This window comes from Polaromonas sp. P5_D5 (assembly GCF_054049435.1).
The window spans coordinates 636,890-656,362 of the sequence record NZ_JBFUMJ010000002.1 but is presented as its reverse complement, the minus strand read 5'-3'; the positions used below and the strand labels follow the sequence as shown (position 1 = coordinate 656,362).

The 19,473-nt window shown below is 63.3% G+C and carries 18 protein-coding genes; 10 read left to right on the top strand and 8 right to left on the bottom strand.

Features of this window, described 5'->3' with window-relative positions; all coding sequences use genetic code 11:
- Positions 1–122: 122 nt before the first annotated feature.
- From ACXJKE_RS09770 to maiA, 4 genes are all read right to left on the bottom strand, one after another.
- Entirely contained in the window at positions 123–1,301 is a 1,179-nt protein-coding gene (locus ACXJKE_RS09770; protein WP_457280388.1) for an acetyl-CoA C-acetyltransferase, read from the bottom strand.
- 78 nt (positions 1,302–1,379) lie between these two features.
- Positions 1,380–3,146: a class I poly(R)-hydroxyalkanoic acid synthase gene (gene phaC, locus ACXJKE_RS09765; RefSeq protein ID WP_457280387.1), complete on the bottom strand. Its 1,767-nt coding sequence runs from the start codon at positions 3,144–3,146 to the stop codon at positions 1,380–1,382.
- 356 nt (positions 3,147–3,502) lie between these two features.
- Entirely contained in the window at positions 3,503–4,312 is an 810-nt protein-coding gene (gene pgeF, locus ACXJKE_RS09760) for a peptidoglycan editing factor PgeF (RefSeq protein ID WP_457280386.1), read from the bottom strand.
- Between the two features lie 183 nt (positions 4,313–4,495).
- Positions 4,496–5,134, bottom strand: a complete 639-nt coding sequence (gene maiA, locus ACXJKE_RS09755; protein WP_457280385.1) for a maleylacetoacetate isomerase — start codon at positions 5,132–5,134, stop codon at positions 4,496–4,498.
- Between the two features lie 120 nt (positions 5,135–5,254).
- Here maiA and ACXJKE_RS09750 point away from each other — a divergent pair, with 120 nt between their 5' ends.
- The gene (locus ACXJKE_RS09750; RefSeq protein ID WP_457280384.1) at positions 5,255–6,289 is read left to right on the top strand and encodes an NADP-dependent oxidoreductase; all 1,035 of its coding nucleotides are present in this window, start codon (positions 5,255–5,257) and stop codon (positions 6,287–6,289) included.
- A 38-nt stretch (positions 6,290–6,327) separates the two neighbouring features.
- Here the strand turns inward: ACXJKE_RS09750 and ACXJKE_RS09745 are convergent, their stop codons facing one another.
- Both ACXJKE_RS09745 and ACXJKE_RS09740 read right to left on the bottom strand, forming a co-directional pair.
- Positions 6,328–6,792, bottom strand: coding sequence for an Lcl C-terminal domain-containing protein (locus ACXJKE_RS09745; RefSeq protein WP_457280383.1), 465 nt, complete (start codon positions 6,790–6,792; stop codon positions 6,328–6,330).
- Positions 6,793–6,961: 169 nt separating this feature from the next.
- Positions 6,962–7,915 (bottom strand): LysR family transcriptional regulator, encoded by a 954-nt coding sequence (locus tag ACXJKE_RS09740; protein WP_457280382.1) that lies wholly within the window; start codon positions 7,913–7,915, stop codon positions 6,962–6,964.
- A 121-nt stretch (positions 7,916–8,036) separates the two neighbouring features.
- Between ACXJKE_RS09740 and ACXJKE_RS09735 the strand changes: the two genes are divergently transcribed.
- Both ACXJKE_RS09735 and ACXJKE_RS09730 read left to right on the top strand, forming a co-directional pair.
- On the top strand, positions 8,037–9,239 hold the full coding sequence (locus tag ACXJKE_RS09735; RefSeq protein ID WP_457280381.1) for an MFS transporter: 1,203 nt from the start codon (positions 8,037–8,039) through the stop codon (positions 9,237–9,239).
- 12 nt (positions 9,240–9,251) lie between these two features.
- A complete protein-coding gene (locus ACXJKE_RS09730) occupies positions 9,252–10,508 on the top strand; it encodes an SGNH/GDSL hydrolase family protein (RefSeq protein ID WP_457280380.1) in 1,257 nt (418 codons plus the stop codon).
- Positions 10,509–10,522: 14 nt separating this feature from the next.
- Here ACXJKE_RS09730 and ACXJKE_RS09725 read toward each other — a convergent pair whose 3' ends face one another.
- Positions 10,523–11,245, bottom strand: a complete 723-nt coding sequence (locus tag ACXJKE_RS09725; RefSeq protein ID WP_457280379.1) for a GntR family transcriptional regulator — start codon at positions 11,243–11,245, stop codon at positions 10,523–10,525.
- A gap of 52 nt (positions 11,246–11,297) precedes the next feature.
- Between ACXJKE_RS09725 and ACXJKE_RS09720 the strand changes: the two genes are divergently transcribed.
- Genes ACXJKE_RS09720 through ACXJKE_RS09705 form a run of 4 tightly spaced genes read left to right on the top strand, consistent with a single transcriptional unit; the run spans position 11,298 to position 14,873 of the window.
- Positions 11,298–12,710: a Rieske 2Fe-2S domain-containing protein gene (locus ACXJKE_RS09720; RefSeq protein ID WP_457280378.1), complete on the top strand. Its 1,413-nt coding sequence runs from the start codon at positions 11,298–11,300 to the stop codon at positions 12,708–12,710.
- Positions 12,707–14,191 (top strand): glutamine synthetase family protein, encoded by a 1,485-nt coding sequence (locus tag ACXJKE_RS09715; protein WP_457280377.1) that lies wholly within the window; start codon positions 12,707–12,709, stop codon positions 14,189–14,191. The genes ACXJKE_RS09720 and ACXJKE_RS09715 overlap by 4 nt, the downstream gene beginning before the upstream one ends.
- Before the next feature lie 27 nt (positions 14,192–14,218).
- Entirely contained in the window at positions 14,219–14,551 is a 333-nt protein-coding gene (locus ACXJKE_RS09710; protein WP_457280376.1) for a 2Fe-2S iron-sulfur cluster-binding protein, read from the top strand.
- A gap of 19 nt (positions 14,552–14,570) precedes the next feature.
- Positions 14,571–14,873, top strand: a complete 303-nt coding sequence (locus ACXJKE_RS09705; RefSeq protein WP_457280375.1) for an antibiotic biosynthesis monooxygenase family protein — start codon at positions 14,571–14,573, stop codon at positions 14,871–14,873.
- Between the two features lie 88 nt (positions 14,874–14,961).
- On the opposite strand, the gene ACXJKE_RS09700 is transcribed toward ACXJKE_RS09705, so the two are convergent.
- A complete protein-coding gene (locus tag ACXJKE_RS09700; RefSeq protein WP_457280374.1) occupies positions 14,962–15,405 on the bottom strand; it encodes a MarR family winged helix-turn-helix transcriptional regulator in 444 nt (147 codons plus the stop codon).
- 102 nt (positions 15,406–15,507) lie between these two features.
- Between ACXJKE_RS09700 and ACXJKE_RS09695 the strand changes: the two genes are divergently transcribed.
- The 3 genes from ACXJKE_RS09695 (at position 15,508) to ACXJKE_RS09685 (ending at position 19,468) form a co-directional block, all read left to right on the top strand.
- Positions 15,508–16,701, top strand: a complete 1,194-nt coding sequence (locus ACXJKE_RS09695; RefSeq protein WP_457280373.1) for a 3-hydroxybenzoate 6-monooxygenase — start codon at positions 15,508–15,510, stop codon at positions 16,699–16,701.
- A gap of 26 nt (positions 16,702–16,727) precedes the next feature.
- Complete coding sequence (locus ACXJKE_RS09690) at positions 16,728–17,726, top strand: Bug family tripartite tricarboxylate transporter substrate binding protein (RefSeq protein ID WP_457280372.1); 999 nt, start codon at positions 16,728–16,730, stop codon at positions 17,724–17,726.
- A 377-nt stretch (positions 17,727–18,103) separates the two neighbouring features.
- Positions 18,104–19,468, top strand: a complete 1,365-nt coding sequence (locus tag ACXJKE_RS09685) for an FAD-dependent oxidoreductase (RefSeq protein WP_457280371.1) — start codon at positions 18,104–18,106, stop codon at positions 19,466–19,468.
- Positions 19,469–19,473 lie beyond the last annotated feature (5 nt).

Below are 19,473 nucleotides of genomic sequence, written 5' to 3'. Positions count from 1 at the left end.
GTGAATTATTCGAAACCGTTTACCTGATGACTTCCCTGCCGAACGGCCCACCGTGATTCGCTATCGATTTAATAGCTGCTTGCGCACGGTGCAAGCCAGTCTCAGCCTCTTTTACCTTATATTCAGCGTTCCAGTGTGAGGGCAACCCCCATGCCGCCGCCGATGCAGAGGCTGGCAATCCCTTTTTTCGCATCGCGCCGCGCCATTTCGTGCAGCAGCGTCACCAGGATGCGGCAGCCGGACGCGCCAATCGGGTGGCCGATCGCGATGGCGCCGCCGTTGACGTTGACCTTGCTGGTGTCCCAGCCCATCTCCTTGTTCACCGCGCAGGCCTGGGCAGCAAAGGCTTCGTTGATTTCGAGCAGGTCGAGGTCCTGGGCCTTCCAGCCTGCGCGCTGCAGCGCCTTGGTCGACGCGGGTACCGGGCCCATGCCCATGTAGGCCGGGTCGAGACCGGTGGTTGCGTAGCTGGCGATGCGCGCCAATGGCTTGAGGCCCAGTGCGGCGGCTTTTTTGGCCGTCATGACCATCACCGCGGCAGCGCCGTCATTCAGGCCCGAGGCATTACCGGCCGTCACACCACCAGCCTTGTCAAACGCTGGGCGCAGGCCCGCCAGGCCTTCGGCGCTGGTTTTGCGGTTGATGAATTCGTCCGCGGCAAATACCACCGGATCACCTTTTTTCTGCGGAATGGTGATGGAGATGATTTCATCCTTGAACTTGCCGGCGTCCTGCGCGGCCGCGGCCTTGGTCTGGCTGCCCAGGGCCAAGGCGTCCTGCGCCTCGCGGCTAATCTCGTATTTCTTCGCCACGTTTTCGGCGGTAATGCCCATGTGGTACTGGTTGTAGACATCCCACAGGCCGTCGACGATCATGGAGTCGATCATCTTCCAGTCGCCCATGCGCTGGCCGTCGCGCGAACCGTTGAGTACGTGCGGCGCGGCGCTCATGTTTTCCTGGCCGCCGGCAATGACGATTTCGCTGTCACCCGTGGCCACAGCCTGCGCTGCCAGCATGACGGCTTTGAGGCCGGAGCCGCAGACCGCATTGATGGTCAGGCCCGGAATGCCGTTGGGAAAACCTGCCTTGATGACCGACTGGCGTGCCGGGTTCTGGCCGACACCGGCGGTCAGAACCTGGCCCATGATGACCTCGCCGAGCTGGTCGGCGCTGAGGCCGGAACGCTCCAGCACACCCTTGATGACGGCTGCGCCGAGCTCGGTTGCGGGTATTTTGGCGAGCGAGCCGCCGAATTTACCGACGCCGGTGCGGCCGGCAGCAACGATAACGATGTCTTCCATGATGTGTCCCTTTTGAAGTTTTAGGATGCGTTTATGAATGCGTTTATAAATGCGGTCTGAGAGGCGCGGCTTGCTGTGTCAGGCTTTTGCCTTGACATAGCGGCCCGGCGCAGGCTCGATGGCTTTGTACTTGCGGCTGCCATAGGTTTTGGGTGCAGCAATTTGCTTGCCAGCATGGCCCTTGAGCCATTCCGACCAATCCGTCCACCAGCTGCCAGGATGTTCTGTCGCGCCTTCGAGCCAACCGGCTTGCGTCGCGGGAAACTTCCCCTGTGGCAGCTTGTCACGGGTCCAGTAGCTTCGTTTTTTCTTGGCCGGCGGGTTGATCACACCCGCAATATGGCCGGAAGCACCCATGACAAAACGTTTTTTTCCAGGCAAGTGCTGCGTGGAGGCATAGGCGCCGCCAATCGGCACGATGTGGTCTTCACGCGAGCCGTAGATGTACACAGGAATGTCGACCTTGCGCAAGTCTACTTTCTGGCCGCACACCACGGTCTTGCCCGGCTTGATGAGATTGTTCTCAAAATAGGTATTGCGCAGGTACCAGGCGTAAAACGGGCCCGGCAGGTTGGTGGAGTCGCTGTTCCAGTACAGCAGGTCAAACGGAGGCGGTGTTTCGCCCTTCAGGTAATTGCCGACCACGTAATTCCAGACAAGGTCGTTTGGTCGCAGGAAGCTGAAGGTGGAAGCCAGGTCTTGCCCCTTGAGCAAGCCGCCCTCCCCCATCTCGGCCTCACGGTACTTGACCGAGGTTTCGTCGATGAAGATATCAAGGATGCCGGTGTCGGTGAAATCAAGAAACGAGGTGAGCAACGTGGCACTGGCCACCGGCTTTCTACCCTGTGCGGCCAGCACGGACAGCGCTGTTCCGAGGATGGTGCCGCCCACGCAAAAACCCAGTGCGTTCAGGGTCTTGGCGCCGGTGATCTCCTGCACTACCTCGATCGCCTTGATGGCGGCGTGCTCGATGTAGTCGTCCCACGTCTTCCGGGCCATCGACTCGTCCGGATTGCGCCAGCTCACCACGAAGGTGCGGTGGCCCTGGCTGACGGCATAGCGGATCAGCGAGTTCTCGGGCTGCAGGTCAAGGATGTAGAACTTGTTGATGCATGGCGGGATCAGCAGGAAAGGCTTTTCGTACACCTTTGCCGTCAGGGGCTTGTACTCCAGCAGTTGAAAGAATTCATTTTCAAACACCACCGCGCCTTCGGTGGTGGCAACGTTTTTACCGACTTCGAACACACGCTCGTCGGTCATGGATACGTGGCCCTGCTTCAGATCGTGCAGCAGATTGGTGAGACCCTGGGCGATGCTTTCGCCCTGGCTCTCGATGGCTTTTTGCTGTGCCTCTGCATTGAGCGCCAGGAAATTGCTGGGCGCCGTGGCCGCCATCCATTGCTCGACCGCGAAGCGCACGCGTGCGCGGGTCTTTGCGTCGCCTTCGACGGCGTCGGCCAGGGCCATGAGGGTGCGGGCGTTCAGCAGATAGGTGGAAGCCGAAAATTTCGAGACGGGGTTGGTCTTCCAGGCCGCGCTTGAAAACCTGCGGTCAGAAGACACCAGCGTATCGGCGCCGTCCTGCAACCCCTGGTTCCACAGGGCTGAGGCGTCCGCGATATAGCGCTGCTGCAATTCCTGGAGCCTGGCCGGATCGAACTGGAGTGCCGGTGGGGTCTGGCCTGTGCTGAATGCACCCATTGGCGCAAATCCGTTGTTTGCACCAGTATTGAAGCCGGCGCTTGATCCGGCGTTTGCCATGACACTCATGGCCTGCTGCAGGCCTGCCGCAAAGGTGTCTTGCATCTGCCGGGCCGCTTCGGCCTGCTTTGCGTCAAAATTCATCTTGTCTCCCCGATCCATGTTGAGTCCTGGTGACTCTTTTGAGCACACCAACAGTATCGTAGGATTTGCATTACAAATTGCTCACCAGGGCCGCGGAGTTCTACGTATTTATGTATTTGATTGTCATCGCCTGGATTTACGTTGTGCTCATGATGAGTGTTGCCGAAGCCACCAACAGCAACGGCACACTTCTGGGGGCACTGGTCACCTTTGTACTCTATGGACTGGGTCCTGTGGCATTGGTGGTTTACCTGATGGGTGCACCTGCCCGCAGCAAGGCGATCAAGAAGCGCGCAGCAGAGGAGCGCCTGCAGCAAACTGCAGACGCGGACGCAGCCCCAGACAAACCCTCACCGTCACACGCGCCAGATACAGGCGGCCATGCGCCCCGTGGCGCCAAACCCATTACCAGTGACGCCGGCATCCCGCCGGTGGGAAAAGAACCTTGACGGATTGCCCGCGGTGCACCATGCATCGCTGCCATCATTGCCGTACACCTGTGTAATCCCCATCGCCTTGAGGCGCAACCGCGCCAGCGCCGGCAAGTCGGCCAAGTATTTATCGCTGCCGCACGGCGTAAAGCAGCGGCCGGCGTCAGACTGAACGGTTTCGAATGCGGCCTTGACTTCAGCGCCGACTTCGAACGCTGCAGGCCCGATGCACGGTCCGAGCCATGCTATTATTTTGATAGCTGATTGCGCTTGTTTTTGTTGGGCCAGAGCCCGAAATGACTCATAAACTGCCTCAAGTACACCGTGCGGGCCCGTCGGGCTTCCTGCCAGCCCGCGCCAGCCCGCATGCGCTGCGGCCACCACAGCGCCCTCTTCGCTCGCGAACAGCACCGGCAAGCAATCGGCCACCATGATGGTGCAGGCAAGTCCCGCCTGATCCGTCACGCAGGCATCGGCTGTCTGGCCGTCGGCGGCATCGGCGCTCAACACCAGCACCTCGCTGCCATGCACCTGCTGAAGGAACACCGGGTGGCTGCCCGTTGCCCGCCGCAGCACATCGCGGTTCGCCGCAACATGGGCCGGCTGGTCGCCGACGTGGTCACCCAGGTTCAGGCTGTCATAGGGAACGGGCGACACGCCACCGGCACGTGTGGTGAACACTGCACGCACGCCGGCAGGCGCCGGCCAGTCGGGAATCAGCCAATCAGTATGCAAAACAGGCACCGGTAATTTTCCGACGGGCCGCCCCCAGGAAAATTGGCCCCTGAGGGGCTGGAGCCTGCGGCTCCGAACCTGCTTGAGCAGGTTTGGACAGGCGACAGAGGCGTAGCGTCTCGCCAGCCGCGGCCTGCAAGGCCTCGTGAACCACACGAAGTGGGGAACGTGGGGGCCACATATTTAGGCTTCGTTGTCGGGGCAGGCCGAAGGCTGGGCTTTCTGGAAGGCCGGCAGCGCCATACAGGCGTCGAACGCGGCCATGGTGCGCGGCAGTCCGTCAAAACTCACGTTAAAGCGTTTGGCATTGAATATCTGCGGCACCAGGCAGCAATCAGCCAGTGTCGGTGTATCGCCATAGCAATAGGTCGATGCCGGCAATTGGGCCAGCTGGCGTTCAAAGGCCTCCAGGCCTTCACGGCACCAGTGCACATACCAGGCGTTCTTTGCAGCTTCGTCGAGCTTGAGTTCCTTGACCAGGTATTTCAGGACGCGCAGGTTGTTGACGGGATGGATTTCGCAGGCAATGGACTGCGCCAGCGCGCGCACCTTGGCGCGGCCCAATGCATCCGCCGGCAGCAAGGCCGGTTCCGGGTGTTTTTCATCCAGGTATTCGATGATGGCCATCGACTGCGACAGCTTTTCCCCATCGACTTCCAGCAGGGGCACCAGGGTGTCGGCGGCCAGGGCGGCGTAAGGCGGCTGCTTGTGCTCCCCTTTGGCAATGTGCACAGGAATGTAGTCGTAGCTCAGGCCCTTGAGCTCCATCGCAATGCGTACACGAAACGACGAAGAAGAGCGGAAATAGTTGTGGAGTTTCATCTCTAAAGCATAAACCCAAACCTTGCCAGCCCGCCGCGCGAATCGCCTGCGCGACTGGTGCAAAGCCCGGTCGCCGCTACCATCCTGGCGACAACCTTCCCCAATTCAGCGGAGACCACCATGAGCGCCATCGCCACCTTAGCCAACCACCAGATTCGCCTGGCAAGCCGCCCCGTCGGCTTGCCCACACGCGACAACTGGAGCTTCACCACCGAGCCCGTGGCCGAACCCGGCCCGGGCGGCGTGCTCGTCAAAACCCTGTACCTGTCGCTGGACCCGGCCATGCGCGGCTGGATGAACGACGCCAAAAGCTACATCCCGCCGGTGGAAATCGGCGCCGTGATGCGTGCCGGCGGTGTGGGCAAAGTGATCGCCTCGCAAAACCCGGCCTTTGCCGTGGGCGACTACGTGAACGCCGCACTCGACGTGCAGGAATATTGCCTGATCCCGGCCGACCAGATCAAGCGCAGCGGCATGTTCAAGATCGACCCGCGCCTGGGCCTCACATCCTGGCTTAATGTGCTGGGCCTGCCCGGCATGACCGGCTACTTCGGCCTGCTGGAAGTCGGCCTGCCCAAGGCCGGCGAAACCGTCGTGGTTTCCGGCGCGGCCGGCGCCGTGGGCCAGACAGTAGGCCAGATCGCCAAGCTCAAGGGTTGCCGGGTGGTGGGCATTGCCGGGGGCAAGGCCAAGTGCGACTGGGTGGTCAAGGAACTGGGCTTTGACGCCTGCATCGACTACAAGAACGGCGACGTGCGTGCCGGATTGAAGGAACATTGCCCCAAGGGCATCGACATCTACTTTGACAACGTGGGCGGCGAGATCCTGGACATGGTGCTGGCGCGGCTGGCGCGCGGTGCCCGCATCATCATCTGCGGCGCCATCAGCCAATACAACAACACCACGCCCGTGAAGGGCCCCGCCAATTATTTATCGCTGCTGGTCAATCGCGCCCGCATGGAAGGCATCGTGGTATTTGATTACGCCGACCGCTACCACGTCGGTGTGGCGGAGATGGCCGGCTATCTCAAGGCCGGCACCATGAAAAGCAAGGAAGACATCGTCGTGGGGCTGGACACCTTCCCGGAAACACTGCTCAAGCTTTTCAACGGCGAGAACTTCGGCAAACTGGTGCTGCAGGTGGCCAAAGACTGAGGGCCGATGCGCCGGCTGCTGCCGGCGTTGGGTGCCGCTTACTTCGCATTGCGCACCAGGCGCACGACGGCCGCCGTGGCACGCGGGGCTTCACCGGCACTGCCGTCGCTGAAGCCCACAAAGGTGAAATAGCCCGGGCCGGTGCTGCTCGATGTCCAGAAGCGCGCCACGGGCGTGCCCGGAAAAGCATTCGGATCTATCGCCGCCTTGTCCACGTCAGCCTCTCGTGCAGAGACGATGCTGGAGAGTTCTTTGAGAATCGGCAAGCGCCATTGGGCCTCCGGCGCGGAAGCCGCCTTGGCACGCGCGGCCGCATCGGGATGGTTCAGGAAAGCCGGTTGCCCGGTGCAGGTCTTGCCCTTCCAGACCATGCCCTCCGCGCAACGCCGCCAGACCAGGCCGGTGCGGCTGTCGGTGACTTCCTGGTTGTCTGCGGATACGCTGAAACGCTCCTGCGCAAAACTTGCGCTGGACAATGCCAACAGCAAAAGGGAAAGACCCAAGGTGTGAACAGAATTGCGGTGCATAGAAATCTCCATGGCCGGAGCGGCCTTGCAGCCTTACGACTTGTTACCAATACTAGGCAAGTTATCTCGCTGCAACCATAGGGAACCTATGTAGGGGGTAGTACTTAGCGCTCACGCACTGTTTGTGTGCGGGCGCATTCAGGCGTCAGGGTTGATGCAGCTGGTAGTCATGCCCGAGCCCGCCACCATCAAGAACCTCCTGCGTGACCTGCTCAACCAGAAAATCCAGCAGCACGCGCACGCGCGCCGGCAAGCGGCCGCCCCGGCCGACAAATACTGCATGGATGGGTTCGCGCTCGCCCGGGTTCAGGCTTTCAGCCACCGGCACCAGGCGGCCCGCGTCAATGTCGCGGCCGACGTGGAACATCGACATGCGGGCTAGCCCCGCCCCCGCCAGTACCAGGTGGCGCAGCGCCTCGCCGTCGCTGGCACGCGCATAGCCGGTGATCGGCAACTGCTGAACCTGCCCGTCTACCCGTACCGGCCAGTAATGCATATTGCGCTTGAAGGTATGGGCCAGGCGCTGGTGCACTTCCAGCTCTTCCAGTGTGCGCGGTGTGCCGTGCCGGGCGAGGTACCCGGGACTGCCGACAATCACCTGCGCCGTATCGCCCAGGCGCCGCGCCACCAGTTGGGACGACGCAAGTGCACCCCAGCGGATTGCCACATCGGTGCGCTCATCCAGCAAGTCGACCACGCGGTCGGTCAAGGTAATGTCCAGCAAGATATCCGGAAAGCGCTCGTGAAAGGCCGGCACCAACGGCAGCAGCAAGCAGTGCGCGGTGGGCATGCTGGCGTTGATGCTGACGCGCCCGCGCGGCATGGCGCCGGCGGCCGCACCGCGTTCGGCCTCGTCCATGTCGGCCAGCACGCGCGTGCTCTGCTCGTAAAACGTCGTGCCTTCGGGTGTGAGCTGCAACTTGCGCGTAGTGCGGTTGACAAGCCGCGTACCCAGCCGCGCCTCCAGACGGGTCACCAGCTTGCTGACGGCCGAAGGGGTCATGCACAGCTGCCGGGCGGCAGCCGAAAAACCGCCCTTGTCCACGACCTGGACAAAGGCCTCCATCTCGCCGGAGCGGTTGACGTCTATGCGGGGCATGAACTGGTATTTTTGCGTGAATTATTGTGAATTGAATTCATAAATGATTGTCTTTGCGGCATTCTAGTCAAGATAGCACTTAGTCTTCACACTCAGCACATCCTCTTTTTAGGCGACTTTCATGGATGCGCGCAAATCACTCCCTTCACTTCCGTTAGGCCTGCTGGCCCTCACCGCGGGCTCCTTTGGCATCGGCACGACAGAATTTGTCATCATGGGCCTGCTGCTGCAGGTCTCAGCCGACCTGGGCGTCACCATCGCGTCGGCGGGGTTGCTGATTTCAGGCTACGCGCTGGGCGTGGCGGTGGGCGCGCCGGTGCTGACGCTGGCCACGCGCAAGCTGCCGCGCAAAACCGTGCTGCTGGCCCTCATGGCCATCTTCACGCTGGGCAACCTGGCCTGCGCGCTGGCGCCGGACTACGGCAGCCTCATGGCCGCCCGCGTCATTACCTCGATGGCGCACGGCACCTTCTTCGGCGTGGGCTCCATCGTGGCCACCGGCCTGGTCGCGCCCGAGCGCAAGGCCTCGGCCATCGCCATCATGTTCAGCGGGCTGTCGCTGGCCACCCTGCTCGGCGTGCCCGCTGGCGCCTGGCTGGGCCTGCACTACGGCTGGCGTTCCACTTTCTGGGTGGTGACGCTGATCGGCTTGCTCGCCTTTGTGGTGCTGGCCATTTTTGTGCCGCGCAGCGCGGCTGAAAACGGTACCTCGACCATCCGGCAAGAGCTGGCCGGCCTGGCCCGCCCGCAAGTACTGCTGGGCCTCTTGATGACGGTGCTCGGCTTCGCCGGCCTGTTTGCGATCTTCACCTACATCCAGCCCATCCTCACGCAGATCACCGGCTTCAGCGAAGCGGCGGTGTCGCCCATCCTGCTGGTGTTTGGCGGTGGCTTCTTTGTGGGCAATCTGCTGGGTGGACGCCTGGCCGACCGCGGGCTGCGGATGTCGCTACTGCTCACACTGGGCGCGCTCGCGCTGGTGCTGGGCGTGATGGGCTTTGTGCTGCATTCGCCGGTGGCCACGGTGGTGTTTGTCGGGCTGCTGGGCGCGGCCTCTTTTGCCACGGTGGCGCCGCTGCAGATGCGCGTGCTGCAGCAGGCGCACGGCGCAGGCCAGAACCTGGCGGCCAGCCTCAACATCGGTGCCTTCAATGTGGGCAATGCGCTGGGCGCGTGGCTGGGCGGCCTGGTCGTCAACAGTTCCTTCGGGCTGGGCGGCTTGAGCTGGCTGGCTGCGCTGATCACGGTGGCCGGCATCGCGGTCACTCTGTACAGCCTGTCGCGCGACAAGGCCGAGCCGCGCGCCATCCCCGTCACTTGCTGAGAGAACCACACCATGAACACATTTTTCCTTTCAAAGCGGCGCGTATTTCAAGCCGTTCTTTCATTCGCGCTGCTGTTTGCCAGTGCTTTACCGCAGGCGCAGGCAGCTGGTGCCGGCGTGTGGATGCCAAGCTGGACGGCAAGCCCCCAACCCATCTGGAGCAATGACTTTGTGCTGCCGCTGGGCCTTCCCGCCACGCTTCACGACCAGACCGTGCGCCAGACCGTCCGGGCCAGCGTGGGCGGCTCACGCGTGCGCATCGTGCTGTCCAACGAATATGGCTCACAAGCCTTGCAGGTAGGCGCGGCCCAGATAGCGCCTGCCGGCGAAGCCGGAAAGGCAGTGACCTTTGGGGGGCAACAGGCCGTTACCGTGCCGGCAAGCGCCGTCGTGATGAGCGACCCGATCGAGACGCGCGTCGCACCGTTGGCCCACCTGTCGGTCAGCCTCTACTTTCCACAAACGACACCACTCACCACCATTCACTGGGACGGCCTTCAGCCCGCGCAGATTGCGGCAGGCAATGCCGTGAACGCGAGCGTCCTCAAGGCAGATGCCACGGTGAACAGCCGCCTCTTTCTCAGCGCGGTGTTGGTCGACGCCGCACCGGGCACACGCAGCGTGGTGGCCTTTGGCGACTCCATCACCGACGGCGCGGCGTCCACGCCGGGCGCCGACCAGCGCTGGCCGGATTTTCTGGCGCGCCGCCTGGCCAGTCAAAACGTGGCCGTGCTCAACGCGGGTATTTCGGGCGGACGGGTGCTCAAGAACCACATGGGCATGAATGCACTGGCCCGGTTCGAGCGCGACGTGCTGGGTCAGCCCGGTATTGCCACCGTAGTGCTGCTCATGGGCATCAACGACATCAGCTGGCCTGGCAGCACCCTTGAACCCAAGGAGCCCGCCACACAGACTGACGCACTGATCGCCGGCTACCGGCAGCTGATTGCTCGCGCCAGGAGCCGCGGCGTGCGCATCGTCGGCGCCACGCTGACCCCATTCGAGGGCGCGCTGACAATGCCGGGCTCACCGATTGCCAATTACTACAGCCCCGCAAAAGACGCGGTGCGCCAGCGCGTCAACGCATGGATACGCGACAGCGGCGAATTCGATGCGGTGCTGGATTTTGATGCGGTGGCGCGCGATCCGCAGAACCCGCTGCGCATCCTGCCCGCCTATGACTCGGGCGACCACCTGCACCTGGGTGATGCCGGCAATAAGGCGGTTGCTGAATCCATCGACCTGAAGTTATTAATGGGAGAGCGCTAGACCGCGGGCAGGCGCTAGCCGCCCACCACAAGGCGCAAACCAGGCATCAGGCTTTCGGTTTCGGCGCGCCGCTGCAGCGCCATGCGCATGTTCATCTGTGCGACTTCCGTGTGTTCGACTGCCAGCGCCTGGGCACGCGCCCCCTCCCCGGCCTTGAGCGCTGCAAACAGCATGTGGTGCTGGCGGTGCGCGTAGTGCATCCAGTCGCGGTCCTGCTCCAGCGTGGACTGCATGGGCAGCATGGCCGAGGCTGACGCGAAGGGGAGCTTGTCGTTCAATTCGATCGCGCGTTGCAGTGCGCGGTTGCCACTGGCCTCCAGGATAAGCGCGTGGAAGCGGTCGTTCATGGCCGCATAGGCCGCGTAGTTGTCATAGCCCAGCGGGTTGGCGGCCAGTGCGCGGTCGCCTTCGTCCAGGCAGGACTGCAAATCAAGTTGCAACTGGCGTGACACACCGTGCTCAGCTACCAGCCGCGCCGCCATGCCCTCCAGATGGCCGCGTACCGCAATGGCATCGGCCACCTCGCGCGGGGTGAACTGGCGCACCAGGTATTTGCCGGTGTCATTGGCCTCGACCAGCCCTTCCTGCTCCAGCGTGACCAGCGCGGCCCGCACCGGTGTGCGCGAGGCGCCCAGGCGCTCGGCCAGTTGCTGCTCGGCCAGGCGCTGGCCCGGCTCAAACTCGCCGCGCAAGATCAGGTCGCGCAACTGCATCAAAACGGTTTCTTGCAAGTTCATGCCCGAGAATGTACACTGAATTTTAATTTCGGTATACCGTTTTGAGGTCTCCATGAACGCTGAACAGAACGAACTGCTCACCCGCATCACCGCGGGCACGCCCTGCGGCAAGCTGCTGCGCCAGTACTGGCAACCTGCGGCGCTGGTCGATGAGTTCAACCCGGCGCTGGACCCGCGTATGGAGATCCGCCCGGTCAAGGCGCTCAAACTGTTCGGCCAGAATCTGGTGCTGTTCAAGGACACCTCCGGCGCATGGGGCCTGCTGGACCGCGACTGCGCGCACCGCGGCGCCGACTTGTCTTTCGGCCGGCGCGAAAGCGCCGCGCAAGGCGGCGGCCTGCGCTGCCCTTTTCACGGCTGGAAGTTCGCCACCGACGGCCGCTGCCTGGAAACACCGGCCGAGCCCACGGGCAGCAAGTTGTGTGAACGCATACGCCAGCGCAGCTACCCCGTGATTGAAAAAGCCGGCGTGCTGTTTGCCTGGATGGGCGACGAGGGCAGCACACCGCCGCCCTTTCCCGCTTTTGATTGCTTTACCGCACCGGCCACGCACAGCTTTGCCTTCAAGGGTTTGTGGAACGCCAACTGGCTGCAGGCTTTTGAAGTGGGCATCGACCCGGCGCACCCGTCTTTCCTGCATCGCTTTTTGCAGGACGATCCGCTCGACGAAATCGGCGAAAACCCGGCCGGCAAGCAGTTTCGCAGCGCCAGCGCCGGCACGAAGGACGGCGAGCAGTGGCCGATGACGCGCATCATGCGCGAGTTCGCCCAGCCCGACATCAGCTTTGAAAACAAGCCCTGGGGCATGCAGCTGACCGCACTGCGCGCCATGACCGACAAGCTCACGCATGTGCGCGTGACCAACGCCATCTTTCCGGCCACGTTTGTGATTCCGCTGTCGGAAACCATGACCATCACGCAGATGCATGTGCCGGTAGACGACACGAACACCTACTGGTACACCTTCTTCACCAGCTTTGGCGCCCCGCTGGACCGCGAGAGCATGCGCGCGCAGCGCCAGCAGTTCATTGCCCTGCCCGATTACATTCCCAAAGCGGGCCGCCACAACAACTGGGGCTTCAACGCCGAAGAGCAGATGAGCACCACCTACCTGGGCATGGGCGAAGAAGACATCAATGTGCACGACCAATGGGCCGTGGAAAGCATGGGCGAGATCCAGGACCGCACACGCGAACACCTGGGCATCTCCGACAAGGTCATCATGGCCAACCGGCGCGTGCTGCTCAAGGCGATTGAGACCGTGCAAAACGGCGGCGTGGCGCCCGGCATCGCCGACCCTGCGCTGGCCGCAGCGATCACCGGCCCGGACACGGTGGATGGCATTGCGCCGGCGGGCGAATGGTCTCAGTGGTGGCAGCAAGCCGCGCGCACCAAACGCGAGAGTGCGCCGTGGCTGGGCGCCAGAGCCACCTCCGACTCACCCAGCACCGTCACTCAGCCATGAGCAGCTTTGCGGCGCAATGCGGCGTGCAAGACGCGGCAAGGCAGGCTGCGCTGGCCGATGCCACGCGGCGCATCGAGGCGGGCGGCCTTGAGCTGGTGCGCTTTGCCTGGTGCGACCTGCATGGCATGTTGCGCGGCAAGACACTGGTGGCCGCAACTGCCGCACAGGCCATGACCGAAGGCGTGGGCATGGTGAGCACGCTGCTGCTCAAGGACACGGCCGACCGCACCGCCTACAAAGTGTTCGAGGCTGGCGGCGCCGCTGAACTGCCGGGCTTTGAATTTGGCGGCAATGTGATGCTGCTGGCCGACCCGGCGAGCCTGAAAGAATTGCCCTGGGCGGAGAAGACCGGCTGGGTGCAGTGCCAGCCGTGGTTCCCCGACGGCAGCCCCGTGGAGTTCGACACTCGCCGCGTGCTGCAAAGCGCCCTCGCCAACCTGGCCGAAGCCGGCTACGGCATGAAGTGTGGGCTGGAAATCGAGTTCCACATTTACCGGATTGCCGAGGGTGGCAGCGTTCCCCAGCTTGACCCGACGCGGGCCGACTGGCCGGGCTTGCCGCCAGAGGTGACCATGATCCATCCCGGCTACCACCTGCTGTCAGAGCAATGGGTGGACATGGCCGAGGAGCCGCTTCGCATCGTACAGCGCACGGCGCAGGCGCTGGGGCTGCCCCTGCTGTCGCTGGAAATCGAGCTGGGGCCCAGCCAGGTCGAGGCGGTATTTGAAGCCACCGATGCGCTGACAGCCGCCGACAACATGGTGCTGTTTCGCAGTGCGGTGAAGCAGGCCTTGCGGCGTGCCGGTTACCACGCCACCTTCATGTGCCGCCCGCCCTTTCCCAACATCATGTCCAGCGGCTGGCACCTGCACCAGTCACTGGTGCACCTGAAAACCGGTGCCAACGCCTTCAAACGCCAAAGCCCCGCGGACGGAAGCACACCCGCGCACGCGCAGTACACGCTGACCGAAACCGGCGAACACTACCTCGCCGGGTTGCTCGCGCATGCGCGCGGCATGACGGCCTTCTGCACGCCCACCATCAATGGTTTCGGCCGCTTTCGGCCGAATGCGCTGGCGCCCCAATCGATTTTGTGGGGCCGGGACAACCGCGGTGCCATGCTGCGCGTGGTTGGCCAATGCAACGACAACGGCACACGTATCGAGAACCGCCTCGGCGAACCCGCCGCGAACCCTTATCTCTATCTGGCCTCGCAAATCCACGCCGGGCTGGACGGCATCGCGCGCCGCCTGAAAGCCCCCCCAGCCACCGACGCGCCTTATGGTGACACCGCCAAAAGATTGCCCACCAGCCTCGAAGAGGCGCTGCAAGCCTTGCAAGGCGACACGACGCTGGCGGAGGCATTCGGCAGCGCGTTCATCGCTTACCTCACGCGGGTCAAACAGGCCGAAATCACCCGCCATGCCGAGGCCCAGGACCAGGACGACTGGCAAAGACGTGAATACTTCAGCCGGATCTAACCGCCGCGGCCCGCATAAAAAATAACCATGATCACCATCCATTTCATCGAATCGGGCGGCCGCTCCACGCCGGTAAAAGGCAAAGTCGGCAAAAGCCTGATGGAAGCCGCAGTGGCCGCAGGCATTGACGGCATTGCCGCCGACTGCGGCGGCCTGCTGACTTGCGCCACCTGCCATGTACACGTGCAGGAACCTTTTTCCTCGGACACGCAAACCCTGCCGCCACCTGATGGCGAAGAGCTCGGCATGCTGGCATTTACCGCCGCGCCGCGCCTTCCCAACAGCCGGCTCAGTTGCCAGATCAAGCTCACGCCCGCGCTCGACGGATTGACGGTAGAGTTGCCTTCTACCCAGTATTAATTACCTCAGAAAGTTGTTCATGATTCTCGAACTCGCCGACATCCGCATTCACCCGGGCCAGCAAGCAGCCTTTGACGAAGCCATCCAGCGCGGCATCCGCGAAGTCATTTCCAAAGCCAGGGGCTTTCAGGGCTTCAAGGTCAACAAGGGCATTGAAAGCCCCGAACGCTACATCCTGCAGATCTTCTGGGACACACTGGAAAACCACACCGTCGACTTTCGTCAGTCGCCCGCCTTTGCCGACTGGCGTGCCATCGTCGGGCCCTTCTTTGCCGGCCCGCCCACGGTGGAGCATTTCGACCTGGTGGCCAAGTCAGCCTGAGCCTTGGGCCAGGGCCTGGCAAACAGGCGGGCAAAAAAAACGGGGCCGACGGCCCCGTTTTTTTGTCTGCGCGCAGTTCTGATGCCGGCTACCTGGCCGCATTTTCGTGGCCGCTGATCAGCTTGCCAAGCAACAGGCCGAGCTGCACCCGCTCGTCATCATCCAGCGGGCTCACGATGCGCTGCTGTGCCTTGCTGACAGCACGCTTCATCTGCAGTGCAACTTTTTCCCCTTCGGGCGTCGTCCACAGCAGTTTGCGGCGCTTGTCGGATGGGTCAGCCTCCCGCTTGACCCAGCCTTTGGCCTCCAGCCGCCCGATCACCGACCCGAAAGTGGCCGGGTCAAAGGCAACGCGGCCCGACAGAGTGATCTGGTCTTCGCCCGGGTCGTCCATCAGCGCATTCAGGATGGCGAACTGCACGGGCGTCGCATCAAACCCGGCCGTCTCCTCCATGAAGATCGCGACCGCGAGTTGTTGTGCCCGGCGGATCAAGTGCCCGGGGGCCTCGCTGAAGTTAAAGCTTTTTGCCATTTACCGAGTTTACCGTTCAGCTTTGCGCTCAGGGTATGTACTAGCGTACATACATGATAAGCATACTTATCATTGTCGAAGCCCCCTGATACCCTCTCATACATGTCACACACATCCCCCATCCTCATCTCGGGCGGCGGCATTGGCGGGCTGGCCGCGGCCCTGGTGCTCGCGCAGGACGGGCGCGCCGTGACGCTCATGGAGCAGGCGGCGAGTTTTGGCGAGATCGGCGCCGGCATCCAGCTCGGCCCCAATATTTTCCGCATGTTTGACTACCTGGGCCTCACTGAAGCCGTCAACCGTGTGGCGTTCTTTCCCACCGGTCTTGGCATGAACGATGTGCGCACGGGCGAGAAAGTTGTCCGTGTCCCGCTTGGCGACCTGGCCCGCGCCACCTATGGCTTTCCTTATGGCGTGATTTACCGCGCCGACCTGCACCAGGTGTTCCTCAATGCCTGCCGGGCGCAGCCCAACGTCACCTTGCGCACCAGCGCCAAGGTGGAGTCGTTTGACCAATCGGGAAGCGGCGTGACCGTACACCTTGCAGGCGGCGAAACCGTTGAAGGCAGCGCGTTGATAGGCGCAGACGGCATCTGGAGCCGCATCCGTGAAGCCGTGGTGGGCGACGGCAAACCCCGCGTGTCGGGCCATATCGCCTACCGCGCCGTGCTCAAGCGCGAGGATGTGCCGGCCCATCTGTGGAGCGACGATGTGCTGCTTTGGGGCGGCGAGAAAACCCATCTGGTTCACTACCCACTGCGCCGCGGCGAACTCTTCAACCTGGTGGCTGTTTTCCACAGCAACAAATACGACGAGGGCTGGAACACCTTTGGCGATACGGCCGAGCTGAACGAGCGTTTCGCCGATGCCTGCCCGCAAGTCAAGGAGCTGCTGGGGAAAATCGAGACCTGGAAGATGTGGGTGCTGTGCGACCGTGAACCCGTGAAAAACTGGACCGACCGGCGCGTGACCCTGCTGGGCGACGCCGCCCACCCGATGCTGCAGTACCTCGCCCAGGGCGCCGGCCAGGCCATTGAAGACGCTGTCGTGCTGCGTGAAGCGCTGCGCTTTACCCGCGGCGATGTGCCAAAAGCCTTCCAGAAATACCAGCAAAAGCGCTACCTGCGTACCGGCCGCGTGCAATTGACTGCCCGTTTTTACGGTGATATTTACCATGCGGCCGGTGTTCAACGCGAATTGCGCAACCAGATGTTCCAGAGCGGCACCGAGAGCGCGGGTTTCGCCGGCCTGAAGTGGATGTACGACGGAATCGAGCCGTCAAAACTGTTCCAATGACGGTTTCAAAAGTCCCAGGGATTGTCATGACTCTTCTTCCCAACACCGCTGCTCTCCGGGTAATTGCTACGCTTTTGATAGCTGCTTGCGCTTATCCCTCTTGGGCTGCAGCTCCAAAAGACTTAAAAGATGCGGCCTGGCCGACCAGGCCGGTGCGCATCCTTGTGGGGTTTCCGGGCGGCTCTACGCCCGACATGGCGGCGCGCAGCCTGGCCGAACCCCTGGGCCACGCCCTCGGCCAACCCGTGATTGTGGAAAACAGACCCGGCGCGTCAGGCAACATCGCGGCCGACCAGGTCGCCAAAGCCACTGACGACCATACGCTGGGCGTCGTCATCAACGGCAACCTGACCTCGGCCAAGCTGCTGTACTCCAGGCTGCCCTATGACCCGGCCAAAGACTTTGCGCCAATTTCACTACTGACCACGGCGCCCCTGGTGCTGGTAGCGCCTGCGGGCCAGCCTGGCGGCGCCGAATTCTTCGCTGCCGCGCGTCAGGGCGGCAGCCAGTGGAACTACGGCTCGGTCGGCAACGGCTCGGTGGCGCACCTGGGCATGGAGCTGCTGAAAAGCCGCATGCCCGGCGTCTCACCGGTTCACGTGCCCTTCGCCGGCAACCCGCAGGTGGTGACCGCCATGCTGGGCGGCCAGATCCAGATGGCGCTGATCCCGCCCGGCGTGGCCATGCCGCATGTGCGGTCGGGCAAGCTCCGGGCGATTGGCCTGGCCGGCGGACGCTCTTCCCTGGTGCCGGAAGTGCCGTCGCTGGCCGACGCCGGCGTGACGAATGTCAACCTGGAAGTCTGGACGGCCCTGATCGGCCCGGCCAGCCTTTCCAAAGCGGCCCAGGCGCGGCTGGCGCAAGAAGTGCCGCGCATCATTCGCGACGCCGACACGCGGCAAAAGTTGTTTAACCAGGGATGGCAGGCTGTGGGCACTTCGCCCGACGGCCTGAGGAGCCGCGTCAAAGACGAAGCCGCCATTTTGGGCGGCATCATCCAGTCGCGCGGTATCAAGCTTGAATAAATGATGCCCCCACAGTCGTTCACTGCGTGTAACTCCTTGCCCCCCGAGGGGGCCGCCCGCCTGCGGCCCGGCAAAGCCTCGGACTTAGCCCCCACGTTCGCCCACTGCGTGTGGCTCTCTGCCCCCCGAGGGGGCCGCACGCCTGTGGCCCAGCAAAGCCGGTTCCACGGCTCATGCTTGGTTAGGAGTTTCATTGGGCACAACCAGTGGGCGCCGCGGGACTGGCTTTGCCAGACCGCAAGCGCCGCCCCCTTGAGGGGGGAACAGGCTACACGTAGTGAGCCTGGACGGGGGCGAGCCAATTTCGCCAGACCGCTGGCGCCGCCCCCTCGAGGGGGGAACAGGCTACACGCAGTGAGCCTGGACGGGGGTGCAACTTGAATTCGATCACCGAACCCGCACGCTCCCTGCCCGTCTACGGCGAATTTGACGTTGTCGTAATCGGCGGCGGGCCAGCAGGGCTTGCTGCCAGCGTCAGCGCAGCTCGGCACGGCGCGCGCACCTTGCTGGTGGAGCGCTATGGTTTCCTCGGCGGCATGGGCACAGCCGGCGGCGTCACCAATTTCGCGGGCCTCTACGGCCGCAAAAACGGCCAGATGCAGCAGGTAGTGCGCGGCGTGGCCGACGACCTGCTGCAGCGCATTGACGCGCTGGGTGGCCTCAACGCGCCGCAAGACGGCATGCAGGGCCGCATCCGCGTGCGCTCTTATGACGTGTCGGCCTACAAGTGCGCAGCCGACCAGTTGCTGGTGGCGGCCGGTGTGCAAATCCTTTTCCATGCCTGGGCTGCTGCGGTGGTGATGGAAGGCAATCGCGTCAGCGCCCTGGTGGTCGAGACCAAATCCGGCCGCCAGGCAATCCGTGCCGCGCGTTTCATCGACTGCTCGGGCGACGCCGATGTGGCGAACTTCGCCGGCGTGCCGTTTGAGCTGGGCGACGGGCATGGCAGCGCACTGTTTCCCTCCACCATGTTTCGCGTCGGCCACGTGGATGCACCCCGCGCGCTGGCGGCTGTGGGCGAATTCAAAGCCATCAACACCCTGATGGCCGAGAGCCAGGCGCGCGAGCCAGGCCGCTACAAGTTTCCCCGTGAAGGTGCCATCCTCCGCCCCCAGAAGAACCCGACCGAGTGGCGCGCCAACGTCACGCAGATCCGCAACGCGCAAGGCACGGCCATGGATGCCACCGACGCGCGGCAGCTCAGCGAAGGTGAGCTTGAAGGCCGCCGCCAGATCACCGAATACTTCCGCTTCCTGAAGCATGAAGTGCCGGGCTTTGCGGAGTCCGCCATCGTCGACATCGCGCCGCAGGTCGGCATCCGCGAAACACGCCGCATTCAGGGCCTCTATGCCTTGAGCGGCGAAGACATCCTTTCATCGGCCCGCTTTGACGACACCATCGGCGTCAATGCCTGGCCAATGGAGCTGCATGCGGACGGCCGGATCGACTGGCAATTTCCGCGCAACACCGATGAGGCGCAGGGCCGCGTCTACAACGATCTCCCCTGGCGCATGCTGGTGCCTCAGGGCGTCGCCAACCTGCTGGTGGCCGGCCGCTGCGCCTCGATGACGCACGAAGGCCAATCGGCCGCGCGAGCCAGCGGCGGCTGCTTTGTGATGGGCCAGGCAGCGGGTACGGCGGCGGCCATGCCCGGCGCCGGGCAGGCTTTTTCCGATACCGACGTGAAACAGCTGCAGCAGTTGCTCATGCGGGACGGCGTGTATTTCGATAACGACCTTTAAGCGGC

Bases quoted from the DNA above. Each gene is read 5' to 3' on its own strand.
- ACXJKE_RS09770 (WP_457280388.1), bottom strand. From the start codon at position 1,301: ATGGAAGACATCGTTATCGTTGCTGCCGGCCGCACCGGCGTCGGTAAA.
- phaC (WP_457280387.1), bottom strand. From the start codon at position 3,146: ATGAATTTTGACGCAAAGCAGGCCGAAGCGGCCCGGCAGATGCAAGAC.
- maiA (WP_457280385.1), bottom strand. From the start codon at position 5,134: ATGAAACTCCACAACTATTTCCGCTCTTCTTCGTCGTTTCGTGTACGC.
- ACXJKE_RS09750 (WP_457280384.1), top strand. From the start codon at position 5,255: ATGAGCGCCATCGCCACCTTAGCCAACCACCAGATTCGCCTGGCAAGC.
- ACXJKE_RS09740 (WP_457280382.1), bottom strand. From the start codon at position 7,915: ATGCCCCGCATAGACGTCAACCGCTCCGGCGAGATGGAGGCCTTTGTC.
- ACXJKE_RS09735 (WP_457280381.1), top strand. From the start codon at position 8,037: ATGGATGCGCGCAAATCACTCCCTTCACTTCCGTTAGGCCTGCTGGCC.
- ACXJKE_RS09730 (WP_457280380.1), top strand. From the start codon at position 9,252: ATGAACACATTTTTCCTTTCAAAGCGGCGCGTATTTCAAGCCGTTCTT.
- ACXJKE_RS09725 (WP_457280379.1), bottom strand. From the start codon at position 11,245: ATGAACTTGCAAGAAACCGTTTTGATGCAGTTGCGCGACCTGATCTTG.
- ACXJKE_RS09720 (WP_457280378.1), top strand. From the start codon at position 11,298: ATGAACGCTGAACAGAACGAACTGCTCACCCGCATCACCGCGGGCACG.
- ACXJKE_RS09715 (WP_457280377.1), top strand. From the start codon at position 12,707: ATGAGCAGCTTTGCGGCGCAATGCGGCGTGCAAGACGCGGCAAGGCAG.
- ACXJKE_RS09710 (WP_457280376.1), top strand. From the start codon at position 14,219: ATGATCACCATCCATTTCATCGAATCGGGCGGCCGCTCCACGCCGGTA.
- ACXJKE_RS09705 (WP_457280375.1), top strand. From the start codon at position 14,571: ATGATTCTCGAACTCGCCGACATCCGCATTCACCCGGGCCAGCAAGCA.
- ACXJKE_RS09700 (WP_457280374.1), bottom strand. From the start codon at position 15,405: ATGGCAAAAAGCTTTAACTTCAGCGAGGCCCCCGGGCACTTGATCCGC.
- ACXJKE_RS09695 (WP_457280373.1), top strand. From the start codon at position 15,508: ATGTCACACACATCCCCCATCCTCATCTCGGGCGGCGGCATTGGCGGG.
- ACXJKE_RS09690 (WP_457280372.1), top strand. From the start codon at position 16,728: ATGACTCTTCTTCCCAACACCGCTGCTCTCCGGGTAATTGCTACGCTT.